Raw genomic sequence first — 16,214 nt, 5'->3', positions numbered from 1 at the left:
TGGAAATGACAATCTCCTTAGATATAAAGATACTTAAACGATGCCTAGGAAATATGTGCAGAGGCCACTTCACCGGAGATTTCTCCATGTGATGCGTGGTAAATGCAGATGCCATCCTTGATGACGAGTACCTGTGGCGATTCATGATAAACATTGAAAAGCTCCGCTACTGCGCCGGAAACGTCCCGATGCCTGATTAAATCAAGAAAGTACAGGGGCGTACCTTCAGGAATAGCATCTTCATCCAGCTCAAACCTCTTTCTGGCCATCATGCTGATGGAGCAACGGGTGCTGTGCTTGAATATGATGCTATGACCGGGAGCGTTTTTAATGTCCTGTAGTTGTTTTATAGATTCTAGTTGGATCCAGTTCATGGGAAAAGTGTTGATGAAGAAGCGCCTGGCTATCTTCGGGACTTCGGATATGAGTTATAAGCCGGACATAACTTGTTGGAACACGACTGTAGGCAGGTGGATAGTACGATTAAAACCACAAGGCCGAGAAAAATTCTTTTCATGCGAAAAATAAGTCAAACAATATCAATAACAAGCTGGCTTCGGCTTTTGTTTATTTTAATGAACGCTGAAGATCTGCCATTAGTATTGCAGAAGCCGCAGCTTCAGTGCCTTTATTTCCGTGTTTACCGCCGGCTCTTTCCTGTGCCTGTTCCAGGTTGAGGGTTGTCAGAACCCCAAAAATTACCGGGACGCTGTGTTTGATTCCTACGTTAGCGATTCCGTTGGCCACGCCATTGCAGATGTAATCAAAATGAGGCGTGTCTCCCTGGATGATGCAGCCAAGGCAAATCACCGCATCTACTTTCCTGGAGCTCAGCATCATCTCTGCTCCGGCAATCAGCTCGTAACTACCCGGCACGGCAACAGATATAATGTTGTCTTCGGGAGTGCCCTGCTGGATCAGCATATCATAAGCCCCCTGATACAAAGCGCCTGTAACTTCAGCATTCCACTGAGCGGTAATAATCGCGAACCTGAAGTCTGCTGATGAGGGAATTGTCGTATGAGAAAAGTCGGAAAGGTTTTTCAGCTGAGTTGCCATAGTGTATTAATGAAACCGTTGTAAATGAAAAATGGTTACCCTGAAGATAACCATTTCGTGTGTTTTTTAATTCTGAAATTACAAAGCAGCCTCTGCGCGAGCGATATAAGCATCTACAACAGATGCTTCATAGCTTGTTGGATACTTTTCTTTGATCTTCTTGTAAGACTCTGCAGCTGCCTTGAAGTCTTTTTGCTCTTCATAAACCAAACCCAGTTTCTTTAAGAAAAGAGGAGCGGTAAAGGTATTGTCTGATTTGTCAGCTGCCTTTTTATAGTAAGTGATCGATTTATCGTATTGCTTCAGTTCTGAATGCGCATCTCCCATCATTCCTAAAACCAATGGGTCGATAACCGGACTGCCCGTGCTGCTGTAGTTTCCTAAAGCGTCAATAGCTTTTTCAAATTCACCTTTTTGCAGGTATAATCCACCAAGGTAAGCGTTAGCCAGGTTGGCAGATTTAGTGCTTGAATACTCTTCTGCGATCTTTTCAAATCCCGGATAAGAACCGTCGCCTTTGATCGCTCTGTCTGCCAGAGAGTCAACAGCTATATATTCTTCTGCCTTAAACATTTCATTCGCAGCAGTCTTTGCACGAGGTGCCAGGTAGAATTGCTGATATCCGATGTACAGTAATATAAGTGCTACTATAGCTCCACCAATGATGGCCAGACTTTTCTTATTCTCCTGCACAAAACTTCCTGGGTTGTTCATCATGTTAGACTGAGTTGTAGTATCCGTTTGATTTGTCGCCATTTGCGTTAGTTAAAGTTTGCAAAAATACATTTTTAAGGGTTACTGTCAAGTGGTCTGAGGAATAAAAGAGGAATTGTTTTAGAAAGTTGAAATTATAGGTTTGCGCTGGTACCTGATCAGTGGCGTCAGGCAGCTCTGGAAGACCTTCGGTATGGAGCGCTTGGTTTGCTGGTGGTATCGTTAAGGTTTGCTGGTGGCAAGCTAGAGGGTGATGCCACCATGCGGCCACAGTGAGGCCACGGTGAGGCCACCTTTTTCCGGAAAAACGTGGCCTCAACGTGGCTGCACCGTGGCATCACTGTAGCTACACCCACCAGCTTGCCACCAGTTGGTCACTTACTGATGATGAACGGATGTATAGAGCAGAGACCCGTTCCTGCCGGCGTGCATTTAATTAATGATATAGCCTCTTCTTATATACTCTGATTTTATCTAGGTTTGTAGCAGATCGTATGTGGCTGGAGAAACTAACATTACTAAATTTTAAAAATTACGAAGAAGCAGAACTGGCGCTTTCGCCGACGGTAAATGCTTTCACAGGGGATAATGGAGCAGGAAAAACCAATTTGTTGGATGCCATCCATTACCTTTCGCTATGTAAAAGTTATTTCAACCCCATCGATACCCAGCAAATAAGAAGCAACGCTGATTTCTTCATGGTGCAGGGTTCTTTCGATAAAGACAGTGCCAGGGAGGTTGTCTCCTGCTCGCTGAAGCGCAACCAAAAAAAGCAGTTCAGAAGAAATAAGAAGGAATATCAGCGTCTGGCGGATCATATCGGCCTTTTCCCCTCGGTAATGATTTCGCCGAATGACGTGAATATTATTACAGAGGGGAGCGAGGAACGTCGCCGTTTTATAGATAATGTGATCTCTCAAACCGATGCGCAATATCTCGACGAGCTGATTGTATATAATAAAAACCTGCTGAACCGGAATGCGATGCTTAAGTCGATCGCCGAGCGGGGAAGCTATGATCCGGAGCTGCTCGCCATTTTGGACGATCAGCTTGTTGCATCCGGACAAAAGATCTTTGAGAAAAGGAAAGATTTCATGGCAGTGTTTATTCCTGTTTTTCAAAAGCATTATCAGTACCTGACCGAAGACGCCGAACAGGCAGAGCTGAAATATGAATCTCCTTTATTTGACAATGACTTTCATGAGCTGCTGAGAAGCTCCGTTGAGCGTGATCGCTTTCTGCAGCGCACTACCCTGGGTATTCATAAGGATGACCTGAACTTCAGTGTGCACGGGATGCCGATGAAAAAGTTTGGATCTCAGGGTCAGCAAAAGTCTTTCCTGATCGCATTGAAGTTGGCGCAGTATAGCTTTCTTCAGTTGAAAAAGGGTTATAAGCCTTTGCTTTTGCTGGATGATATCTTCGATAAGCTGGATGATAAACGCATCAGGAAGCTGATGACGATGGTTTCACATGATGACTTCGGACAGATATTTATCACAGATACCAGCAGAACACGAATTGAAGGAATATTTGCCGCAATCGGTGTGGAGTTAACTACTTTTGTAGTGTCGAAAGGAGCTGTCAGCCATGAGAAAAACGAACGATAAGCCGATCAAGGAAGCTATTGAGCAAATGTTGCAGGTTTATAAACTTAAAAGGAAGTTTGACGAGACGGCCCTGGTAGCTGCCTGGCCTGAAATGATGGGTCCGGCTGTAGCTAACCGAACGCGGCAGCTTTACATTCGTGAGAAGAAGTTATTTATCCGTGTGGAATCTTCTGTTTTGAAAAATGAGCTGGTAATGATCCGTTCGCAGATTTTGGAAAAAATGAATGAGCGGGCGGGTAGCCAGGTGCTCGAAGAAATCGTCTTCCTGTAAGAAGAAATTCCTGTACATAGCAAAGGCTCCCGCGAAGAAGCCTTTGCCGTATATATAGAGAGGGAATTAGTTGTAGGAGCTGGACACGTTCGTGATTTTCCAGCCGTCGGAGGTGTTTTCCATGGTTATATAGTTCACCTTTGTGAAGTCTTTGTATTTCATGCTTACTTTTATAAGGGCCTGTACCTGGTTTTGCTCCAGTATTTTGTAGCTGCTTACGCAATTCTGTTTTACATTTTCAATGTCTTTTAAAGATCTTACTATTGCTGGCTTGCTAAACGTTACCACCTTGTCGGACAGTGTACTGCTGAATTTAACGTCTGCGTCTAGTAGTGCCGGAAGTTCTTTGATGTCGCCGTTTGTCATGGCGTCGATGTAGGTTTCGACTGCGTAGCTCATGATAAATCTTTTGTTGTTTGGCTCTCCGGCTGCGAAGGCGCTCATGGACAAAGTGATTAAGAATGCTACGGTCAGAGTTTGTAGGGTTTTCATGGCAGTGAGTTTTAAGTTTTGAGTTTTTGTTCTGTTTTGTTGAATCAAATGTAGAACAGAAAACACGGCATGAAAACCTGTATTAGGTCAGTAAAGGAAAGTTTTCGGTAAAAGGGGGATTTGGGTCGGCGAAAAAAAAGACCGCCTGTTTTACCAGGCGGTCTCATAAGATTTTTATTTAAGATTTCTTAGAAACGCTCTAACTGAGAGAAGAAAAAGCTTCCTTCGATCTCTGCATTTTCGTCCGAATCAGATCCGTGAACAGCGTTCGCGTCGATTGATTTTGCGTATTTGTTACGGATAGTTCCAGGTTCTGCTTTAGTAGGGTCTGTTGCGCCGATCAGTTTACGGAAATCTTCTACTGCGTTGTCTTTTTCCAGGATTGCTGCGATGATAGGGCCAGAACTCATGAAAGAAACAAGATCTGCATAGAAAGGACGCTCTTTATGAACGGCATAAAATGCACCTGCTGTTTCGGCAGATAGTTTGGTGTACTTTAATGCGACGATTTTGAATCCCCCTTTTGTGATATCATCGATAATAGCTCCCATATGGCCGTTTGCTACGCCATCTGGTTTAATCATAGTAAATGTTCTGTTTGTTGCCATCGTTTTTTTTATATTGCTGCAAAATTATGATTTTAATCGGAGCATAAAACATTTTGGAAAAGTAAATAGCGGAGGTCATGCGCGGAACATATGAAATTATTGGGTTTTGTAACGTCGAGCTTTTTAATAGCTTTGCATTTCTTTAAATAAATGATGCCAGAGATAAACGCCCTCAAAGAAATATTGGCTTACCCTAAGCGAATTGTTATTACCACCCATCACAAACCTGATGGAGATGCAATGGGCTCATCTTTGGGACTTTATAACTACCTGATTCAGAAAGGCCACCATGTTAAGGTGATTACCCCTTCTGATTATCCTATTTTTCTTCAATGGTTGCCTAATAACCCCGAGGTGCTGGTTTATCCGCATGAGGTGGAGCTGTGTGCAAAGCACATTGCTGAGGCTGAGCTTATTTTTTGCCTCGACTTCAATGCCTTAAGCAGAATCTATGATATGGCAACGCCTGTTGAACAGTCGTCTGCGTTAAAGGTGATGATTGACCATCATTTGGAGCCTCAGGATTTTGATGATTATCGATACTGGAGCATCAACGCTTGCTCAACAGCTCAGCTCGTATATGAATTCATCTGCAAGGTGATGGAGGAGGAAGATCTGATCAATAAGGATGTGGCTACCTGTCTTTATACAGGCATCATGACCGATTCGGGCTCATTCCGCTTCCCAACTACTACGCCTGCAGTGCATATTATTGTTGCGGACCTGATCTCCAGGGGGGCAGAAAATTGGAAAATACATCAGTTGGTATACGATAACTTCTCCGAAAGCCGTTTACGGTTCCTGGGTCATTGCTTGTTGAATAAGCTGGAAGTACTGCCAGAATATAATGCTGCACTTATCCATGTATCGGCGGAGGAGCTTAAGGAGTTCGCCATTACAACGGGTGATTCTGAAGGTTTGGTGAATTATGCGCTGACCATTAACGGGATCCGCCTGGCGGCGCTTATTATTGAGCGTCCGGATGTGGTGAAGCTGTCGTTGCGCTCTACCGGTGATTTCCCGGCTAACGAAATATGTAAGAAATATTTCAAGGGCGGCGGGCATCGGAACGCAGCAGGAGGCCAGTCTGATTTATCATTGGAAGCGACTGTTACCAAGTTTAAAGAAATTCTCGTTGAATATAAAAGTCTATTAATACAGTAACCACAAAATAAAATGAACAAAAGCTTAATTATGTTGGGAGTTGCAGCGTTAGCATTTACTAGCTGCAAACAGTTTAAAAAAGGTGAGGGGGATATGCAGTATATTATCCACCAGGATAAAGACGGTGAGGTAATCAAAGAAGGTGACTTCGTTGCATTACATGCTGTTCAGACGACCGAAGAAGATTCGGTTCTATCTAATTCATACGATTACGACAGACCTATGTTTGTTGCGCAGCAGAAGTCTGCATTTCAGGGCGATATTTATGCAGCCCTTGCTATGCTGAGTGAAGGTGATAGTGCTACATTCAAAATCAACCTGGATTCTCTTCAGGCTAAAATGAATATGCCTAAGCCGGAGAACACGAAAGGGAAGTATATGATCTTCACTTTCAAAGTGGACAAGGTTATTCCTAAAGGCACGATGACTGACAGTATTTTCCAGGGTAAGGTAGACGAATACCTGAAAGCGGAAGTTGCGAAAGCAAAAGACCAGGAAGCTGGTAAGATAAGCGGTTATCTGGCGAAAAATGATTTGAAGCCTACCGTTACAGCTTCAGGATTGAATTATGTGGTTGAAAAAGAAGGTACAGGTGCTAAACCGGCTGTTGGTGATACTGTAAAATTGAACTATACAGGTAGCTTCCTTACAGGAAAAGTTTTTGATACCAGCGTATTGGAAACTGCGAAGAAAACTCCTGGATTATTTAACCCAATGCGTCCTTATGAGCCTATGAAGGTTCCTGCAGGTGTAAACGCTACTATTCCTGGTTTTGACGAAGGCTTACTGTTGCTTTCTAAAGGCAGCAAGGTGAAGTTCATCATTCCTTCGAAATTAGCGTATGGTGAGCAGGGAAGCCAGATCATTCCTCCGTTCATGCCATTAGTGTTTGAAATGGAAGTGCTTGATATCATTAAGCCGGTTCCTGGTTCTGCAGCTCCTGCGGCTCCGATGGCTCCTGGTCATTCTGCTGATGACGGTCACGGACACTAATCAGACATTTTAAATTATAAATTGTATATCCGGCTGGCTAGTACCCAGCCGGATTTTTATTATAAGTTGTTATTATTACTTGTTATTATGAGATCGCAAAATGTGATTATTGCCCTCCTGATGTTATTGTCGGTACAGGGATTTGCCCAATCAAAAAAGAAATCGGCTAAGGCTAAGAAAACGGAAGCTGCACAGCCAAAAAATAATGCAGTGACACTGCCTAATGGTGTTTCATATGAGATCCTGACGAAGAACCCTGGCGAGAGAATAAAGATGAAGGACGTGATTACCTTCAACTTCATCCAGAAGACGGATAAAGATTCTGTCTTGTTCAATTCTTTTGATGCCGGCAGGCCCGTTACCCTGGCAGTAGATAGCAGCCGTAATATTTCAGACCTGATGTATTTCTTTCCCTTAATGGCAGAGAAGGACAGCGCGCTGGTAAAGATCCCGGCTGATTCGTTATTCAAGGACGGGCAAATGGAACGTCCTGCTTTTTTCCCAGTGGGAAGCAGTCTGCAGTTTGTGATCAAGGTGGAGAAAGTGCAGTCCATGGAGCAGGCGATGGCTGAACGCCAGAAAATGCTTGATGCGCAGGCAAAGACGGCAGACTCGCTGAAGGTGAATGAGCTGGGAGGTTTGGATGCTTTTATTTCGAAGAACCAGTTGAAGATGACTTCTACGCCATCCGGATTAAGATATGCAATCTTACGCCCTTCGGCTAAAGCTTTACCGGCTGCCGGTGATACTGTTTTTGTGAACTATGTAGGTCGCACGCTAAGTGGAAAGCTGTTTGATTCGAGTATTGAGGCGGAAGCGAAGAAAGGCGGACTGGAGCAACCGGGACGAGATTATGAGCCGATCAGCTTTGTTGTAGGCGAGGGTGAAGTGATTCCGGGTTGGGACGAAGGATTGCTGTTGCTTAACGAGGGCGCGAAGGCACGCTTTCTGATACCTTCAAGCCTGGCGTACGGACCACGCGGGGCAGGTCAGGACATCGCTCCCTTCAGTACCCTGGATTTCGAGGTTGAACTGGTAAAGGTAAACCGTGTGAAGAAAGCGGTGCAAGGTCCGAAGAAGGCACCTGCAGTGGCAAAGCCGTCAAAGCCAAAGCTGAAAGCACCTATCAAGAAAGCTCCGGTAAAGAAGGCATCAGCCGTATCAAACAAATAATACTTCTGTCAACTTGTCATTTGTCGCCAAATCTTTACTGCTTTGATGCCTGTGGGCTATGACAAAGTGGTTGATTAAAAGCTTGGCATAAGCATTGATAAGTAAGGTTGTATTGATTTTAAAGAATTTAATAGCGAATATAATATGTCAAAGATTATTGGTATCGACTTAGGAACAACAAACTCTTGCGTTGCCGTAATGGAAGGTAATGAGCCTGTAGTTATAGCCAACAGCGAGGGAAAACGCACAACACCATCGATTGTGGCGTTTGTTGAAAACGGAGAGCGTAAGGTTGGAGATCCTGCAAAGCGTCAGGCTATCACGAACCCTACAAAAACGATCTATTCGATCAAGCGTTTCATGGGAAATGGCTTCAATGAAGTGTCCCGTGAATTAGAGCGTGTGCCGTATGCAGTAGTGAAAGGCGATAACAACACTCCGCGTGTTGATATCGACGGTCGTAAATATACTCCTCAGGAGATTTCTGCAATGGTTCTTCAGAAAATGAAGAAGACTGCTGAAGATTTCTTAGGTCATGAGGTTACAGAAGCAGTTATCACTGTTCCTGCTTACTTTAATGATGCTCAGCGTCAGGCTACGAAAGAAGCCGGTGAAATTGCTGGTCTTACCGTTAAGAGAATTATCAATGAGCCAACTGCTGCTGCTTTAGCGTACGGTTTGGATAAGGCTCATAAGGATATGAAGATCGCGGTATTTGACTGCGGTGGTGGTACACATGACGTTTCTATCCTGGAGTTAGGTGACGGTGTGTTTGAAGTGAAATCAACTGACGGTGATACTCACCTGGGTGGTGATGACTTCGATCAGGTGATCATTGACTGGTTAGCTGCAGAATTCAAAGCGGAGAACGGAATGGACCTTGCAAAAGATCCTATGGCTCTTCAGCGTTTGAAGGAAGCTGCTGAGAAAGCGAAAATTGAGCTTTCAAGTTCAACTCAGACTGAAGTAAACCTTCCATATATCACAGCTGACCAAAGTGGTCCTAAGCACTTGGTTCGTACATTAAGCCGTGCGAAATTTGAGCAATTGGCAGATAGCCTGATCAAACGTACTATTGATCCTTGCCGTTCAGCTTTAAAGAACGCTGGATTGTCTACTTCGGATATCGATGAGATCATCCTGGTAGGTGGTTCTACACGTATCCCTGCTATTGTGGATGCTGTTAAAGCTTTCTTTGGAAAAGAGCCTTCTAAAGGTGTTAATCCGGATGAGGTTGTGGCAATTGGTGCTGCTATCCAGGGTGGTGTATTGACAGGAGAAGTGAAAGATGTATTGCTTCTTGATGTTACTCCACTTTCATTAGGTATTGAAACAATGGGTGGTGTGATGACGAAATTAATTGAGTCTAACACAACTATCCCTAGCAAGAAGTCAGAGACTTTCTCTACCGCTTCTGATAACCAGCCTTCAGTAGAGATCCACATCCTTCAGGGTGAGCGTCCGATGGCTAACCAGAACCGTACAATTGGTCGTTTCCACTTAGATGGAATTCCACCAGCACCTCGTGGTGTGCCTCAGATCGAAGTAACTTTTGATATTGATGCAAACGGTATCCTGCACGTGTCTGCTAAAGACAAGGCAACTGGTAAAGAGCAGAAGATCCGTATTGAGGCTTCTTCTGGTCTGACAGACGAAGAAATCAAGAAGATGAAGGAAGAGGCAGAAGCAAATGCTGAATCTGACAAAAAAGCGAAAGAAGAAATCGATAAGCTGAACTCAGCTGATGCACTGATCTTCTCAACTGAAAAGCAGTTGAAAGAATACGGTGATAAAGTTCCTGCTGAGAAGAAAGCTCCTATCGAGACTGCACTGGCTAAATTGAAAGATGCTTATGCAGCTAAAAACTTCGCTGATATCGATGTAGCTCAGGAAGAATTGCAGACTGCATGGACTGCTGCTTCTGAAGATATGTACAAAGGTACTCAGGATCCGGGAGCACAGGGTGCTGCTAATCCAGGTGCCGGAGCAACTGGCGGAAACGCAGGCAACAGCGGTGATACAGTTACCGATGTTGACTTCGAAGAAGTTAAGTAATACAATAATAATGTCATTAAGAAGCCGTTTCAGTTTACTGAAGCGGCTTTTTTGTTTCTAATGAACGATATTTGCATTAATGATTTTTACGGACACGCATACGCACCTTTACTACGAAACGGATACGGAAAGCCGTAAGCTGTTAATGAATCGGTGCTTTGAGAATGATGTAACGAGGCTTTTCCTGCCTAATGTGGACAGCGAGTCACTGGAACTGGTGGCTGGCTTAACAAATGAATATCCTGATCATTGTTTCCCTATGATCGGACTTCACCCATGTAATGTCAAAGAGAATTACCTGGAGGAGCTAAAGCTCCTTCAAAACAGTGTGCTGCCTTCTGTGGTGGCGATCGGCGAGATTGGCATTGATCTCTATTGGGAGAAAACGACACTTGTTCAACAGCAGGATGCTTTCCGGAAGCAGATTCGTTGGGCAAAGGAGCTGGATCTGCCTATTGTGATACACTGCCGGGAAGCCTTTGATGAAGTCTATCAAATTTTGCTTGAAGAAAAAGACGAAAAGCTGAGGGGCATATTCCATTGTTTTTCGGGAACTCTGGAGCAGGCACATCGTATACTGGAGCTAGGCTTTTATCTGGGGATTGGCGGAGTACTGACCTATAAGAATTCGGGACTCGATAAGGTGGTGCAAGAGATTGATCTGCGTCATATTGTTCTGGAGACTGATTCTCCATACTTGGCACCGGTTCCTTTCAGAGGTAAAACGAACGAAAGTAGCTATTTGCCGTACATCGCTGCAAAGGTTGCTGCGATTAAAAATTTGCGGATCGAAGAGGTCGCTGCTGTCACCACTGAAAATTCAAAAAGAATATTTGGTATATGATAAATGCATTCCTTTTTTATCTTTAACAAAAAATACAGAGCTGAGCTAGGATGACAAAGGTACTCATTATTTATACCGGGGGAACCATAGGCATGGTTCAGGACAAGGTTACGGGTACGTTAATGCCTCTTGACTTCAATTTAATTACTGAAAATGTTCCGGAATTAAGGCGTCTGAATTATGAGATAACGGTTCACTCTTTCGCTGAGATCATTGACTCTTCGAACATGACACCGGAGGTCTGGATAGAGCTTGCGGATATTATAGAGCGCAATTACGCTTTGTATGACGGCTTTGTAGTTCTTCATGGATCTGACACGATGGCGTTTACGGCTTCTGCCTTGAGCTTCATGTTGGAGGGTTTAAATAAGCCGGTAATTTTCACGGGTTCTCAGCTCCCAATAGGGGAGATTCGTACAGACGCCAAGGAAAACCTGATAACGGCTCTTGAGATCGCTTCTGCGAAGCAGAATGGCAAGGCACGTGTGCCGGAGGTTTGTATCTATTTCGACTTTCAGCTTTTCAGGGGAAACCGGGCTTTTAAATATAACTCAGCGAAATTTGAAGCTTTCAGGTCGCCTAATTACCCTGTGCTTGCAGAGGCTGGCGTTCATCTACGATATAATGATTCGAGCATACGCAAATGTGATGAGTGTATCTTTAGGGTACATAAGAAGCTGAATAACTCCATTGCTGTATTGAAATTGTATCCAGGTATCAGTCAGGAGACAGTCAAAGCGATTGTAAATTCGGCAACGAGTGCGATTATCCTGGAAACCTTTGGTGCTGGCAATACTTCTACGGATGAATGGTTCCTGAACTGCCTGCAGTCGGCTATTGATAATGGAAAGGTTATTCTGGACATTTCGCAATGTAAGGTCGGAACGGTGGAACTGGGAAGATATGAAACCAGTCGCCCGCTGAAGGATATGGGTGTTGCAAGTGGCTTTGATATGAGTTACGAAGCTGCGGTTACGAAGCTGATGTTCCTGTTGGGACGGGGCTTTACTGCCGAGCGAATCACTCACTTGTTGGAAACTAATTTGCGTGGGGAGTTGAGCAAATCGTCGCCTGTAGCGTCTAAAACGGTATTTTAAGATTTATTTTGCAAAGCTTGGGTAGTTCTGATAGAAATTCTTAGTTTTGCGTCCCACTAAAGGAGAGGTGTCTGAGTGGTCGAAAGAGCACGCCTGGAAAGTGTGTATACCTCAAAAGGGTATCGAGGGTTCGAATCCCTCCCTCTCCGCTGAATTTTATAAAAAGAAAAAAGCCTGCAAATCTTTCAATTTGCAGGCTTTTTTCTTTTTATATCGAGCCAATTATTCAAGTTTCTCTTACTCGTAACCTTGGGTTTAGCAAACCCTTGCCCCCTTAGAAATTTATACTTGAATTCCGGAAAGCCTTTTTGTTTAGTTATATATAACCTCTATATTGCCTTTTTATAAACCTTATGCGTTTCCTAATTACCTTATCTCCTAATCCGGGCAAAACGTTCCTGCCTTACTCCTATCAGTATGCACTTTCAGGAGTAATTTATAAAAAGCTGGCTTTAGCTGATGAGCAATACGCCAGCTTTTTACATGAAAGAGGATATAGCCAGATCGAAAGCAATAAGCATTTCAAACTATTCACCTATTCTAACTTAAAAGGGGACTTTTGCATAGAACATAATTCGCTCAGACTGCAAAGCAAGGAACTTAGTTTCCAGCTTAGCTGCTATATGCCGAAGTTTGCCGAGCATCTGATTAAAGGCGTTTTTATCAATCAGGAAGTCTCCATTGGCGGCGTCGGGGCGACGGCGAGGTTCGTTGTTCAGCAGGTCTCTTTACTGCCGAATCCTACTCCCATTGACGATTCTTTACATACTGTCATACTAAAGCCCATATCACCATTAGTAGTTGGCGAGAAAAATGAACGGGGGTATTATAATTACCTGTCTCCATTAGACGCGAATTTCATTCCGCTCCTGAAGAATAATTTAAGGGAGAAGATCCGGGCCATCGGCGGCGATCCAACTTCAGATAGGTTGGAAGTCGGCTTGAATCTCTTTCCAGATAGATTAAGATCACGATTAGTTACCATTAAGGAGAATACGCAAGAAGAGAGTAAGGTACGCGGGTTTTATGGCTTTGAACTGGTGGTAAAGGGGACGGGGAAGGTGATTAATATCCTGATGGATTGTGGATTGGGAATGTTGAATGGGATGGGATTTGGGAGTGTGGAAGTAAAGAATAGCTAATGAGATTATAAACCTAAAACGTATCACATGATAAAAGAAATCGCTCAATTCATTGACACGCTCGATACTGATTTTAAGACGTTGGGCCTGAAACCGAAGGAAGGTTTGCACATTCTCTTACGGATTCAGAAAGAGGATGAAAGGGTCTTCTCAGATGAGAATTCATTGATCGGCTGGGCCTTTACGCGAAAGAAAGATCAGGAACCTGAAAAGGTAAAGCTCCTTCAGTACTTTGCAACCTTAACTACTCTAACCTGGTGTGTTAACACAAATAAGTGTTTTGATCTGCCAGTTAAAGCGATTCACTCCTGTTCACCTTACAGCATTGCTCTAAAGAGGGAGAATCTGATAAATGGAGAAAAATATCTCTTAAATAAGAAAGACAACAAGTCGCAGGTTTATGAGCGCATTTCGGCATATTTCAACAAAGGCTTTGACTTGCTCGACGATGAAAATCAAAGGCAGCGGTTGGAGATTTTTAAACAGGCTTTAAACGGAGAACAGAACTTTCATCAGTGGCTTGATCGGATACCCGAGTATGCAGAACTGAAGGACAGCGATTATGTAATTTTTTATCTGGATGAACCAATTGAAAGTTATGAAAAAGCGAATTCAAAGTATCTGGCAGATAAGCTTTTTAATACGAATGAGTATGATGAAATCATTGATGAAGTAAAATACGGCACCAGCGATTTCTTTAATGGGTTCCCAACAAAAAAACCGTTTTTGTTACATCAAACAGCAACTTTTGATATTGCGGGAAGAATTACATCAGGAGAAGCAAGAGCCTTATTTGAATTCAAGGCTTTATTAGGCAAGGGGATACTGCCAAGGCCCCTTCCTCTCTTCATCTACGATGATGAATTAAAGGGTAAGTCTATCGCCTTATTCAAAAAAAACGCAGACGATGGCGAAAAGATTAGTTATAAACAAATTATTGAAACGCTTTATAGCGACCATAAGCGGGAGTTTGAGAATTATTATTTACTCTTTTATCAACAAGGAGAGATTAAAGACTTTGATTTTGTAAGCAAGTTTGACTACGAATTAAAAGGACGAGATAATGAAAACTGGGTCATTGAAGATTTATTCAATGCTCAGTACCGCCGTTCTTTAGAAAATGTTTTTGATCTTGAATATCATGTTCTTATTCCCGTTCTGAATAACGCTTTGATAACGAAAACGAAGAGCGGTGATTTTCAACGGAAATACTTTGGTGAAATAGATTCTAAATACTGTAAGTCGGCCAACACTTACCTGATGGTAATGACACATCGAAAGGCGTTCTATGATTTTATTTATAAATCAAAACGGCAGGCTATCTCTGCTGAAGTTTTCGATAGTCTGATGCAGACTGTTGTATTAGACGATATTCGCCTGGACGAGGTCAAAGGCAATCAGCATTCCCAGAATCTTAATATCAGGCAAAAGCTCAATATATGGTTCAGCCTTTCTGAAAAATTCAACCAAAAACATATAGACCCCAATATTACTATGGCGAGTAAACTACAAGCCCATCGGGCATTTATGCAGCAACTCACACAAAGTCAGGCAGGGATAACAACTGATGACGAGTATGCTTTTACAATCGGACAGGTTGTCTATTACCTCTTTTCTAAAAGTAGAACAGCCGACAGAAGTTATCAACGGCTTGAAGCTTTTCTGCAACAGGTGAAATCACAAGAAATGAACAAAGCAGTAGCCAGATTATTTGATCTCTACAAGCATGAAGTTTTCTCGAAAAACTTCAGAACGCCATTTGCGGAAATTATGGACTATGAAACCAAAGCAAATTTGCGGGATTTTATTCCAACGATACTTGCTGGATTCTTCTCTGACAATCAGCTTTTTGGGAATAAGAAAGACGACGAACAACAATCAGAAACAACAGAAGAATAACCCTAAAACCCATCACTCATGAGCAATCCATTTAACAATCGTGTATTTGGCTGTGTAATTGTAAAAGCCATCAATGCTAACTACAATGCGGACTTCACCCATCAGCCGCGTACTTTATCTGACGGAACCGTTTATGCTACAGACAAAGCGTTAAAATATACGGTCCGTAACTACCTAGTTAAACAATATCCTTCAGAAAAAGTATTTTATTTCAAAAGCATTAGTGATGAGATGCAGCCAAGAAGTTTGAAAGAAACATATGTAAAGAACTTTGGCGAATTTCCCAAGGTGGATAAAAAGGAACCTGTTAAGGCTAGGAAAATAGTGCTCGAAAACCTTTTAAAATGCATTGATGTGAGACTATTCGGAGGGACATTTGCCGAAGAGGGAGCAAATCTTTCATTGCATGGCACGGTTCAGTTTACTCATGGTGTAAACAAATTTGTCGAGAACGTCATTTATTCCGAGCAGATATCTTCTCCTTTCAGAAACTCAAATGAGAAGAGCACTGATTCTATGCAAACGACACTGGGAACACAGTTTAAATTGAAGGAAGGGCATTATGTTCATCACCTTTCAGTTAATCCACGAAATCTGGAGGATATGAACAAAGCGGTGGGTAATGAAGGTTTAACAAATGATGATATTAGCAAGCTGAAAGAAGCTTTGCGCAATGGAGCAACGTTTTACGATTCATCGTCGAAAGCAGGAGTTGAAAATGAATTGCTGCTTTGGGTGGAGCTAAACAAAGGTTCTAAATTGGTTTTGCCATCTTTCGTGGACCTGATTTCTGTGAATGAAAACAAAGAAGTCGACCTGAGTAAAATAGCCGCTATTCTATCAAAAGAAAACATCAAAAAGGAGATCAAGACTATTGAGATCTATCTCAATGAGGCTGCAACAAGCGTAATTAATCGTCCTGAAGGAAGTATTATCTTTGACTTGAATTAAAATGGATTCGCAAAAATTAGTCTCGTTTGATTTGCGGGCAGATTTTGGCTTTTTTAAGAAACCTGATTATAATGATGGCTTACTCCTTTCTTATAATTTGTTGCATAAACCAGCCTTGTTAGGAGTCTTAGGAGCAATCATC

At 42.8% G+C, this 16,214-nt stretch carries 16 protein-coding genes, 1 tRNA gene and 1 pseudogene; 13 read left to right on the top strand and 5 right to left on the bottom strand.

Going from position 1 to position 16,214, the window contains the following annotated elements:
* Window positions 1-44 precede the first annotated feature (44 nt).
* The 3 genes from ytxJ to B0I27_RS16035 form a co-directional block, all read right to left on the bottom strand.
* Window positions 45-374, bottom strand: coding sequence for a bacillithiol system redox-active protein YtxJ (gene ytxJ, locus B0I27_RS16045; RefSeq protein ID WP_106295223.1), 330 nt, complete (start codon window positions 372-374; stop codon window positions 45-47).
* A 193-nt stretch (window positions 375-567) separates the two neighbouring features.
* Window positions 568-1,059 (bottom strand): 6,7-dimethyl-8-ribityllumazine synthase, encoded by a 492-nt coding sequence (gene ribH, locus B0I27_RS16040; RefSeq protein WP_106295221.1) that lies wholly within the window; start codon window positions 1,057-1,059, stop codon window positions 568-570.
* 78 nt (window positions 1,060-1,137) lie between these two features.
* Window positions 1,138-1,815 carry a tetratricopeptide repeat protein gene (locus tag B0I27_RS16035; RefSeq protein ID WP_106295219.1) on the bottom strand — a complete coding sequence of 226 codons (678 nt, stop codon included), beginning with the start codon at window positions 1,813-1,815 and terminating at the stop codon, window positions 1,138-1,140.
* 452 nt (window positions 1,816-2,267) lie between these two features.
* Between B0I27_RS16035 and recF the strand changes: the two genes are divergently transcribed.
* Entirely contained in the window at window positions 2,268-3,383 is a 1,116-nt protein-coding gene (gene recF, locus B0I27_RS16030) for a DNA replication/repair protein RecF (RefSeq protein ID WP_106295217.1), read from the top strand.
* Window positions 3,364-3,654: a DciA family protein gene (locus tag B0I27_RS16025; RefSeq protein ID WP_106295215.1), complete on the top strand. Its 291-nt coding sequence runs from the start codon at window positions 3,364-3,366 to the stop codon at window positions 3,652-3,654. The genes recF and B0I27_RS16025 overlap by 20 nt, the downstream gene beginning before the upstream one ends.
* Before the next feature lie 66 nt (window positions 3,655-3,720).
* Here the strand turns inward: B0I27_RS16025 and B0I27_RS16020 are convergent, their stop codons facing one another.
* Window positions 3,721-4,146 carry a nuclear transport factor 2 family protein gene (locus B0I27_RS16020; protein ID WP_146133147.1) on the bottom strand — a complete coding sequence of 142 codons (426 nt, stop codon included), beginning with the start codon at window positions 4,144-4,146 and terminating at the stop codon, window positions 3,721-3,723.
* Between the two features lie 188 nt (window positions 4,147-4,334).
* A complete protein-coding gene (locus B0I27_RS16015) occupies window positions 4,335-4,754 on the bottom strand; it encodes a nucleoside-diphosphate kinase (RefSeq protein WP_106295211.1) in 420 nt (139 codons plus the stop codon).
* Between the two features lie 153 nt (window positions 4,755-4,907).
* Here B0I27_RS16015 and B0I27_RS16010 point away from each other — a divergent pair, with 153 nt between their 5' ends.
* From B0I27_RS16010 to cas5, 11 genes and pseudogenes are all read left to right on the top strand, one after another.
* On the top strand, window positions 4,908-5,918 hold the full coding sequence (locus B0I27_RS16010) for a DHH family phosphoesterase (protein WP_106295209.1): 1,011 nt from the start codon (window positions 4,908-4,910) through the stop codon (window positions 5,916-5,918).
* Between the two features lie 12 nt (window positions 5,919-5,930).
* Window positions 5,931-6,911 (top strand): FKBP-type peptidyl-prolyl cis-trans isomerase, encoded by a 981-nt coding sequence (locus B0I27_RS16005; protein WP_106295207.1) that lies wholly within the window; start codon window positions 5,931-5,933, stop codon window positions 6,909-6,911.
* 87 nt (window positions 6,912-6,998) lie between these two features.
* Window positions 6,999-8,084 carry an FKBP-type peptidyl-prolyl cis-trans isomerase gene (locus B0I27_RS16000; protein ID WP_245925535.1) on the top strand — a complete coding sequence of 362 codons (1,086 nt, stop codon included), beginning with the start codon at window positions 6,999-7,001 and terminating at the stop codon, window positions 8,082-8,084.
* Window positions 8,085-8,228: 144 nt separating this feature from the next.
* Window positions 8,229-10,139, top strand: a complete 1,911-nt coding sequence (gene dnaK / locus B0I27_RS15995; protein WP_106295205.1) for a molecular chaperone DnaK — start codon at window positions 8,229-8,231, stop codon at window positions 10,137-10,139.
* Between the two features lie 79 nt (window positions 10,140-10,218).
* Entirely contained in the window at window positions 10,219-10,983 is a 765-nt protein-coding gene (locus B0I27_RS15990; protein ID WP_106295203.1) for a TatD family hydrolase, read from the top strand.
* Window positions 10,984-11,033: 50 nt separating this feature from the next.
* Window positions 11,034-12,080 (top strand): asparaginase, encoded by a 1,047-nt coding sequence (locus tag B0I27_RS15985; RefSeq protein WP_106295201.1) that lies wholly within the window; start codon window positions 11,034-11,036, stop codon window positions 12,078-12,080.
* 61 nt (window positions 12,081-12,141) lie between these two features.
* Window positions 12,142-12,229, top strand: a tRNA-Ser gene (locus tag B0I27_RS15980).
* Window positions 12,230-12,433: 204 nt separating this feature from the next.
* Window positions 12,434-13,222, top strand: a complete 789-nt coding sequence (cas6, locus tag B0I27_RS15975; protein WP_106295199.1) for a CRISPR-associated endoribonuclease Cas6 — start codon at window positions 12,434-12,436, stop codon at window positions 13,220-13,222.
* A gap of 27 nt (window positions 13,223-13,249) precedes the next feature.
* Entirely contained in the window at window positions 13,250-15,121 is a 1,872-nt protein-coding gene (locus B0I27_RS15970; protein WP_106295197.1) for a hypothetical protein, read from the top strand.
* A gap of 18 nt (window positions 15,122-15,139) precedes the next feature.
* Window positions 15,140-16,072 carry a type I CRISPR-associated protein Cas7 gene (locus tag B0I27_RS15965; protein WP_106295195.1) on the top strand — a complete coding sequence of 311 codons (933 nt, stop codon included), beginning with the start codon at window positions 15,140-15,142 and terminating at the stop codon, window positions 16,070-16,072.
* A gap of 1 nt (window position 16,073) precedes the next feature.
* Window positions 16,074-16,205, top strand: a pseudogene (gene cas5 / locus B0I27_RS17925) (CRISPR-associated protein Cas5); the annotation flags it as partial.
* Between the last annotated feature and the right edge of the window lie 9 nt (window positions 16,206-16,214).

This window comes from Arcticibacter pallidicorallinus (assembly GCF_003002875.1).
GTDB lineage: Bacteria > Bacteroidota > Bacteroidia > Sphingobacteriales > Sphingobacteriaceae > Arcticibacter > Arcticibacter pallidicorallinus.
This window is presented reverse-complemented; position numbering and strand designations above follow the sequence as displayed.

What these genes read in the sequence shown, in the direction of transcription:
- B0I27_RS16035 (WP_106295219.1), bottom strand. Translation starts at nt 1,815, where the DNA reads ATGGCGACAAATCAAACGGATACTACAACTCAGTCTAACATGATGAAC.
- B0I27_RS16010 (WP_106295209.1), top strand. Translation starts at nt 4,908, where the DNA reads ATGCCAGAGATAAACGCCCTCAAAGAAATATTGGCTTACCCTAAGCGA.
- ytxJ (WP_106295223.1), bottom strand. Translation starts at nt 374, where the DNA reads ATGAACTGGATCCAACTAGAATCTATAAAACAACTACAGGACATTAAA.
- cas6 (WP_106295199.1), top strand. Translation starts at nt 12,434, where the DNA reads ATGCGTTTCCTAATTACCTTATCTCCTAATCCGGGCAAAACGTTCCTG.
- B0I27_RS15970 (WP_106295197.1), top strand. Translation starts at nt 13,250, where the DNA reads ATGATAAAAGAAATCGCTCAATTCATTGACACGCTCGATACTGATTTT.
- B0I27_RS16000 (WP_245925535.1), top strand. Translation starts at nt 6,999, where the DNA reads ATGAGATCGCAAAATGTGATTATTGCCCTCCTGATGTTATTGTCGGTA.
- B0I27_RS15965 (WP_106295195.1), top strand. Translation starts at nt 15,140, where the DNA reads ATGAGCAATCCATTTAACAATCGTGTATTTGGCTGTGTAATTGTAAAA.
- B0I27_RS15985 (WP_106295201.1), top strand. Translation starts at nt 11,034, where the DNA reads ATGACAAAGGTACTCATTATTTATACCGGGGGAACCATAGGCATGGTT.
- B0I27_RS16020 (WP_146133147.1), bottom strand. Translation starts at nt 4,146, where the DNA reads ATGAAAACCCTACAAACTCTGACCGTAGCATTCTTAATCACTTTGTCC.
- B0I27_RS16025 (WP_106295215.1), top strand. Translation starts at nt 3,364, where the DNA reads ATGAGAAAAACGAACGATAAGCCGATCAAGGAAGCTATTGAGCAAATG.
- B0I27_RS15990 (WP_106295203.1), top strand. Translation starts at nt 10,219, where the DNA reads ATGATTTTTACGGACACGCATACGCACCTTTACTACGAAACGGATACG.
- ribH (WP_106295221.1), bottom strand. Translation starts at nt 1,059, where the DNA reads ATGGCAACTCAGCTGAAAAACCTTTCCGACTTTTCTCATACGACAATT.
- B0I27_RS16005 (WP_106295207.1), top strand. Translation starts at nt 5,931, where the DNA reads ATGAACAAAAGCTTAATTATGTTGGGAGTTGCAGCGTTAGCATTTACT.
- B0I27_RS16015 (WP_106295211.1), bottom strand. Translation starts at nt 4,754, where the DNA reads ATGGCAACAAACAGAACATTTACTATGATTAAACCAGATGGCGTAGCA.
- dnaK (WP_106295205.1), top strand. Translation starts at nt 8,229, where the DNA reads ATGTCAAAGATTATTGGTATCGACTTAGGAACAACAAACTCTTGCGTT.
- recF (WP_106295217.1), top strand. Translation starts at nt 2,268, where the DNA reads ATGTGGCTGGAGAAACTAACATTACTAAATTTTAAAAATTACGAAGAA.